The sequence below is a fragment of the Phyllobacterium sp. genome, assembly GCF_037994425.1.
GTDB lineage: Bacteria > Pseudomonadota > Alphaproteobacteria > Rhizobiales > Rhizobiaceae > Phyllobacterium.
In genome coordinates, this window is record NZ_JBBNAM010000116.1 from 1 (window position 1) to 5,969 (window position 5,969).

Here is a 5,969-nt window from a genome sequence, read left to right on the forward strand (position 1 = left end):
GCATCCATCTGTCCGCAGGGTTCCTCGTGCTTGATCCGAGGATCCCTGCGGGAGGCACCAAAGTCCTACTTCTGAATAACCTTCCAATTCTTGTAGAAGATTGAATTGCTGCCCTTCAGGATCACACCCATGAAGGCGACGACGGCAGCGAAGAAACCTGGCACATAGGACGGGCGCAGGATATCGACGAACAGACAATAGCGGGTCTGGTCGGTCTGGTTCACCGACTGGTGCATCAATGTATCGTCGAAGATGAACAGCTTGTCGTCCTTCCAGTAACTTGTGGTGTCGCCACACCAGATATAGGCCGAGCGGTCATTCATATCGTTGATGTTGTAGAGAACCCGGATCGTCGCGCGCATCGGCCCGAAGTGCTTCGACGTGGAATTCTTCTTGTTGAAGACCGAGACCCCGATCGTTTTCACGAAATTGTACTTCTCGTAGAACGAGGGCACGTTGGCAAAGCTGGGCTGGTCCTTACCGTACCATTTGAAAAAGAACATACTACGCGATTGCTGCTCGGCGCGCTGCTGCAACTGGCCGACGATGTTCTCTTTCTGCGTGGCCGTGATCAGGCGCTTCACTTCTGCCTGATAGTCGGATGGCAGGTCGTGCAAACGATAGACGCCCTTGTTGACGTAAGGCAGGGAGAGAATATCGAGGATGATATTGAGCGGCGAAAGAACCCAGGTGAAGATGCCGTTGCCAAAGAAATACTGCTCAACCACCTGCAGGGTGAGGTTCTTGTTGCGCGACAGATCATAGATGCCGCAGATCAGATAGAAGATCACCAGATAAGGTACGAACCAGGCGATGATCGCCAGCACAACCAATCCGATACCCCAGCGCCGAAGCGACTTTTTCGTTGCTTTTTCCATGATGTTCCAGTTGAGCGCCACGACAGATTGGCTGATGGCGCGGCTTGTTGAGACAAATCGATCCTGCGCGATATACAACCGCCGACGCATTTTTTAAAGTGGCCGGCGGCGGTCAGGTATAGGCCCCACGGGAAGGCTGTCTGTCAAGTCTGGAGGAGCAGGCAACCAGTGCAGGGCGCTAAGCAGACGCGCCCCGCATATTCAGCCTCTCATAAGCGATCAACCATTGACGAGGGAAAGCGCGGTGTCGGTATAGCGCTTGCCGGCAACGCGGTTCGGCGAAAGGGCATCGCCGATCTTCGCAAGATCCGCTGGTGACAATCTTATGTCGGCCGCTGCAGCATTTTCCTCAAGGTGCTTGATTTTGCGCGCGCCGGGGATCGGTACGATGAACTCGCCTTGATGCAGTACCCACGCGAGCGCCAGTTGCGCCGGTGTTATACCTTTGTCGGCCGCGAGACCTTTCAACGTGGCGACGAGTGTTGCATTGGCGTCCATGTTCTCCGCCTGAAAGCGCGGTAGCGTCCTGCGCCAATCGTCGGTGCCGAGCTCGTCCGGCTTGCTGATCGTTCCAGTCAGGAGGCCGCGACCGAGCGGACTATAGGGGACAAAGCCGATCCCAAGTTCCTTGCAGGCGGCGAAAACCTCCTCTTCGGGCTCGCGGCTCCACAAGGAATATTCGCTCTGTACGGCGGCAATGGGATGGACCTTGTGCGCTCGGCGAATCGTGGCAGCGCTCGCTTCGGACAGGCCAAGAGCCTTGACCTTACCCCGCTTGACCAGGTCGGCCATGGCGCCGACAGTCTCCTCGATCGGTACGTTCGGATCGACGCGGTGCTGGTAAAAAAGGTCGATCTGCTCGATGCCAAGGCGTCCGAGCGATGCTTCCGCGACGGTCTTCAGGTGTTCCGGCCGGCTGTCGACGCCGATCATACGGGAAACCCCTACGCCTTCGTCGGCAATTTTGAAGCCAAATTTGGTGGCGATGACCACCTTGTCCCTCCGGCCCTTCATTGCCTTGCCGACAAGTATCTCGTTGTCGAATGGACCGTATACCTCGGCCGTATCGAAAAAGGTGACGCCGATATCCACCGCATGGTGCAACGTGCGGATGGCATCGGCTTCTTCCTGCCCGCCATAGGCGAAGCTCATGCCCATGCAGCCGAGGCCGACAGCCGAGACGTCGAGTTCTTTTCCGAGTTTACGCTTTTCCATCACTGATCTCCTTGGCTCGTGTGGTGAAACGAACATAGGCAACGGCGCAGTGTTCGATAATTCCCTGTCGATTTCACAGCTTGTTCGATATGGTAGATCAATGGAACGATCGCGCCTCCCACAACTGGCCATTTTCGCCGCCGTGGCCGCAAGTGGCGGCTTTCGTGGCGCGGCCAAGGAATTGGGAATAGCGCCGTCCGCGGTTAGCCACGCTATTTCCAGCCTCGAACAGGCATTGGGTGTGCGGTTGCTAGCCCGTACCACACGCAGCGTCGCAGTCACGGAAGAGGGTGCCCTTTTGCTGAAGCGCCTCCGTCCGGCGCTCGGCGAGATCGATCTTGCGCTTGATGCGGTCAAGGAAGCGAACAATCGCGTTGCCGGCAACCTGCGTTTGAGCGTCCCGCCCTTTGCAGCGCATTGGCTGCTCGCCCCAGGCCTTGCGGCCTTCAGCGCGGCCTATCCCGGGGTGACGCTCGAAATCAGGGTGGAAGAACCGTTCAACGACATCGTTGCGGCGGGAGTCGACGCCGGTATGCGGCTTGGCGAAAGTCTGGAGCCTGACATGATCGCCGTGCCGCTGAGCGGACCCATCCATGCCAACATCGTCGGCGCCCCTGCCTATCTCAATCAGCACCCGGCGCCGCTCCATCCGCGCGATCTTGCTGCGCATCGGTGTATTCGCCGTCGCTTTTCCAGTGGCCAGGTGTATCGATGGGAGTTCGAGAAGGATGGCGAGGAGATCGTCATTGACGTGAGTGGTCCGCTGATCCTTGGTGACGACCGGCTGGTGATCGAGGCGGCGCTTGGCGGCGCTGGTCTTGCGTTTCTCCTCCAGTATATGGCGACGGGAGCGATTGCCGACGGCAGGCTGCAGTGCGTGCTCGAAGATTGGTGCGCCCCGTTTCCTGGTGTCTACCTTTACTATCCGAGCCGCCGGCAAATGCGCCCGGCATTGCGCGCCTTCATTGATTTCTTCCGATTTACAACCTAGAGCCTTTCTTGCTCAGTTGCACTGAAGAGAAGGAGAAGCGTCATGTTCCGTTGGGGTGTTCTATCGACTGCCAAGATCGGAGTGACAGCCGTCATTCCTGCGATTTGCGATGCGGAGAACGGGGTTCTTGCAGGCATTGCCAGCCGTGATCTCACCAAGGCGCGCGCGGTCGCCGATCGTTTTGGCGCCCCGCATGCCTTCGGCTCCTACGAGGCGATGCTCGCTTCAAAGGAAATCGACGGCGTCTACATTCCACTGCCGACATCGCAGCACATTGAATGGTCTCTGAAAGCAGCCGAAGCCGGAAAGCATGTCCTGTGCGAGAAACCGATTTCGCTGAATGCGGGTGAAATCTCCGCCCTGCAGCGGGCGCGCGACGCGCATGGCGTACTGATCTCGGAAGCATTCATGGTTACCTATCACCCGCAATGGCTGAAGGTACGCGAACTCATCGCCGATGGCGCCATCGGTACCCTGCGCCAGGTGCAGGCCGCTTTCACCTATTTCAACAAGGACGCAGGCAATATGCGCAACCAGGTGTCGCTCGGCGGCGGCGCCTTGCCCGATATTGGCGTCTACCCGACCGTGGCAACCCGCTTTGTCACCGGCAAGGAGCCCTTGCGCGTCGCTGCCACCGTCGAGCGCGACCCCGAATTCGGCACCGACCGCTATGCCAGCGTGCGGGCCGATTTTGATGGGTTTGAACTCACATTCTACGTCGCGACTCAGCTGGCGGCGCGCCAATCGATCGTATTCCATGGCGATAAAGGGTTTATCGAGGTGCTGGCACCCTTCAACACCGGCAAGTACGATCATGCCAAGATCACGCTCAACAATGCCAACCATAGCAGCGCCACGGAATTCAACTTCAGCGATGTGAACCACTACCGCCTCGAGGTGGAAGCCTTTGCCCGTGCCGCCAAGGGCGAAAACGCGCCTATCTTCACGCTGGAGGATTCGGTGCGCAACCAGAAGCTCATCGATGCGATTTACCGCGCCGATAAAAGCGGCATGTGGGAAACTGTTTGAGACGCTGATCTACCAATAAACCCCGCCGCGGGTAACGTGTACCCGCGGGTTGCCGTCGGGAGTATAAAGGCTCGCAGCGCAGGCCTCGCACTCGGCATCGGGTTCGGCGACGACCGGATGAGTAGCCTGCGTGTTGATGAGCGACAGAATCTCCAGATTGTTTGAGTTCCAGCGGCCATATTGCTGGCCGATCTGAGGGACCGACCTCGGGCGCGTGCGGATATGTTCCTGCGGTTCGAGCTCGAGTTTGACGAGAATATCGTCGGGCATTTTGTCGCCGCTCGCCACGATGGCGCAAGCTTCCTTCAAGGCCTTCAGCCGCGCCACCCGCGCTTCGGTGAGCGGGTGCGTGCGCAGGATGGAAGGGTCAGGTATGCGACCGCCAGGCAGAATCAGGCTTTCCCAGACCTTGCCTTGCGCCTTTTCGAGTTTTGTCAGCGCCTGAGCGAGGCCCTCAGGATCGCCGGTCAACATGGCTGCGCCGAGATCGGCGTTGAACTCGCGTGTGCGCGAAAGCGCCATCTGCAGAAGGCCGCCCACCGTCGGGGCCACCAGCAGAACCAGGACGCCAAGCCAGGGTATCTGCGGCGTCGATCCGCTTGCAAGCCAGGTGACATTGAAGAGCAGCGAGACGATACCGATCGTCGACATCAGCGAGGTAAAGCGCGAGACCGTGTCGGCAAGCGCCATTACCTTCAGGTCTTCATTGCGAATATGGCTGATTTCGTGTGCGAGCACGCCGGTGAGTTCGCGCGCGGTCAGCGCCCGGACCAACTGATCGGTAACGGCGACGACAGCTGTTTCCCTGCTGCCGACGGCAAAGGCGTTCATCATCCGCGAGGGGATCACGTGCAGCTTCGGCGCCGCCGGAAGATCGGCTCGCCTGGCAAGCTCCTCGACGATTGCCAACCCTTGCGGAAATTCCGCGCGTGTCACTGGCCGCGCCTTGTACATCGCCAGAATCATCTGCGGGCTGATCCGCCGTATCGCAAAGAGGCTGATGCCACCGAAAACGAGCGCATAGGCGATCCCCGCCGGGCCAGCCAGGGTCCAACCACAGGCAATCAAAAGCGCCAGGCTCCCCGCCAGAAGGAGCCACGTGTGCAGCGTATTGATGAGTCGGCTACGACGGTGCCTGGGAATATTGGGATGAAATGTGCTGTCGGTCATCGGCGAAATATGGGGTCAGTGCCGGATTTGGGCAATAGACCCGGTTTTTACGACACTTTTGCAACATTTCCCCCGACAAATGCTGTAGCTTCTGACTTGCATGGCAAATTCACCCTTCTTATATAGCCCCCAACAATGTAAGAACCGCTCGCCTCGGTGGTCCCCTATTGTTGAAACCCCCTAGGGGCTGCTGAATGGAATGCTCGGCAGAGGTCCCAGCAGCCTGCTGAATGGAGATGAAGTAATGGCAAAAGTTATCGGTATTGATTTGGGAACGACCAATTCCTGCGTCGCTGTCATGGATGGCAAGAACGCGAAGGTCATTGAGAATGCGGAAGGTGCTCGTACGACGCCTTCGATCATCGCTTTCACGGATAGCGATGAGCGCCTCGCCGGCCAGCCGGCCAAGCGTCAGGCTGTGACCAATCCGGAAGGAACTGTTTTCGCAGTCAAGCGTCTTATCGGTCGTCGCTTTGATGATCCGACAGTCGAGAAGGACAAGAAGCTTGTTCCGTACCATATTGTCAAAGGCGACAATGGTGATGCCTGGGTAGAAGTCCACGGCAAGAAATACTCCCCGTCGCAGATTTCAGCGATGATTCTGCAGAAGATGAAAGAAACCGCCGAAGCCTATCTCGGCGAAAAGGTCGAGAAAGCCGTCATCACGGTTCCGGCCTACTTCAACG

6 protein-coding genes are annotated in these 5,969 nt (G+C 58.2%); 3 read left to right on the plus strand and 3 right to left on the minus strand.

Annotated elements, in window-relative coordinates; genetic code table 11:
• Positions 1-65 precede the first annotated feature (65 nt).
• Positions 66-968, minus strand: a complete 903-nt coding sequence (locus tag AAAB35_RS08390; protein WP_340667763.1) for an aspartyl/asparaginyl beta-hydroxylase domain-containing protein — start codon at positions 966-968, stop codon at positions 66-68.
• A gap of 129 nt (positions 969-1,097) precedes the next feature.
• Positions 1,098-2,093, minus strand: coding sequence for an aldo/keto reductase (locus tag AAAB35_RS08395; RefSeq protein ID WP_340667764.1), 996 nt, complete (start codon positions 2,091-2,093; stop codon positions 1,098-1,100).
• A gap of 100 nt (positions 2,094-2,193) precedes the next feature.
• Between AAAB35_RS08395 and AAAB35_RS08400 the strand changes: the two genes are divergently transcribed.
• A complete protein-coding gene (locus tag AAAB35_RS08400) occupies positions 2,194-3,084 on the plus strand; it encodes a LysR family transcriptional regulator (RefSeq protein WP_340667766.1) in 891 nt (296 codons plus the stop codon).
• 42 nt (positions 3,085-3,126) lie between these two features.
• Entirely contained in the window at positions 3,127-4,113 is a 987-nt protein-coding gene (locus tag AAAB35_RS08405; RefSeq protein ID WP_340667768.1) for a Gfo/Idh/MocA family oxidoreductase, read from the plus strand.
• Between the two features lie 9 nt (positions 4,114-4,122).
• Here AAAB35_RS08405 and AAAB35_RS08410 read toward each other — a convergent pair whose 3' ends face one another.
• Positions 4,123-5,283, minus strand: coding sequence for a zinc metalloprotease HtpX (locus tag AAAB35_RS08410; RefSeq protein ID WP_340667769.1), 1,161 nt, complete (start codon positions 5,281-5,283; stop codon positions 4,123-4,125).
• 244 nt (positions 5,284-5,527) lie between these two features.
• Here AAAB35_RS08410 and AAAB35_RS08415 point away from each other — a divergent pair.
• The coding region (locus AAAB35_RS08415; protein ID WP_340667770.1) for an Hsp70 family protein at positions 5,528-5,969 on the plus strand (442 nt) is incomplete at its 3' end.

Coding starts and splice junctions, on each gene's coding strand:
- AAAB35_RS08395 (WP_340667764.1), bottom strand. CDS start 2,093: ATGGAAAAGCGTAAACTCGGAAAAGAACTCGACGTCTCGGCTGTCGGC.
- AAAB35_RS08400 (WP_340667766.1), top strand. CDS start 2,194: ATGGAACGATCGCGCCTCCCACAACTGGCCATTTTCGCCGCCGTGGCC.
- AAAB35_RS08390 (WP_340667763.1), bottom strand. CDS start 968: ATGCGTCGGCGGTTGTATATCGCGCAGGATCGATTTGTCTCAACAAGC.
- AAAB35_RS08410 (WP_340667769.1), bottom strand. CDS start 5,283: ATGACCGACAGCACATTTCATCCCAATATTCCCAGGCACCGTCGTAGC.
- AAAB35_RS08405 (WP_340667768.1), top strand. CDS start 3,127: ATGTTCCGTTGGGGTGTTCTATCGACTGCCAAGATCGGAGTGACAGCC.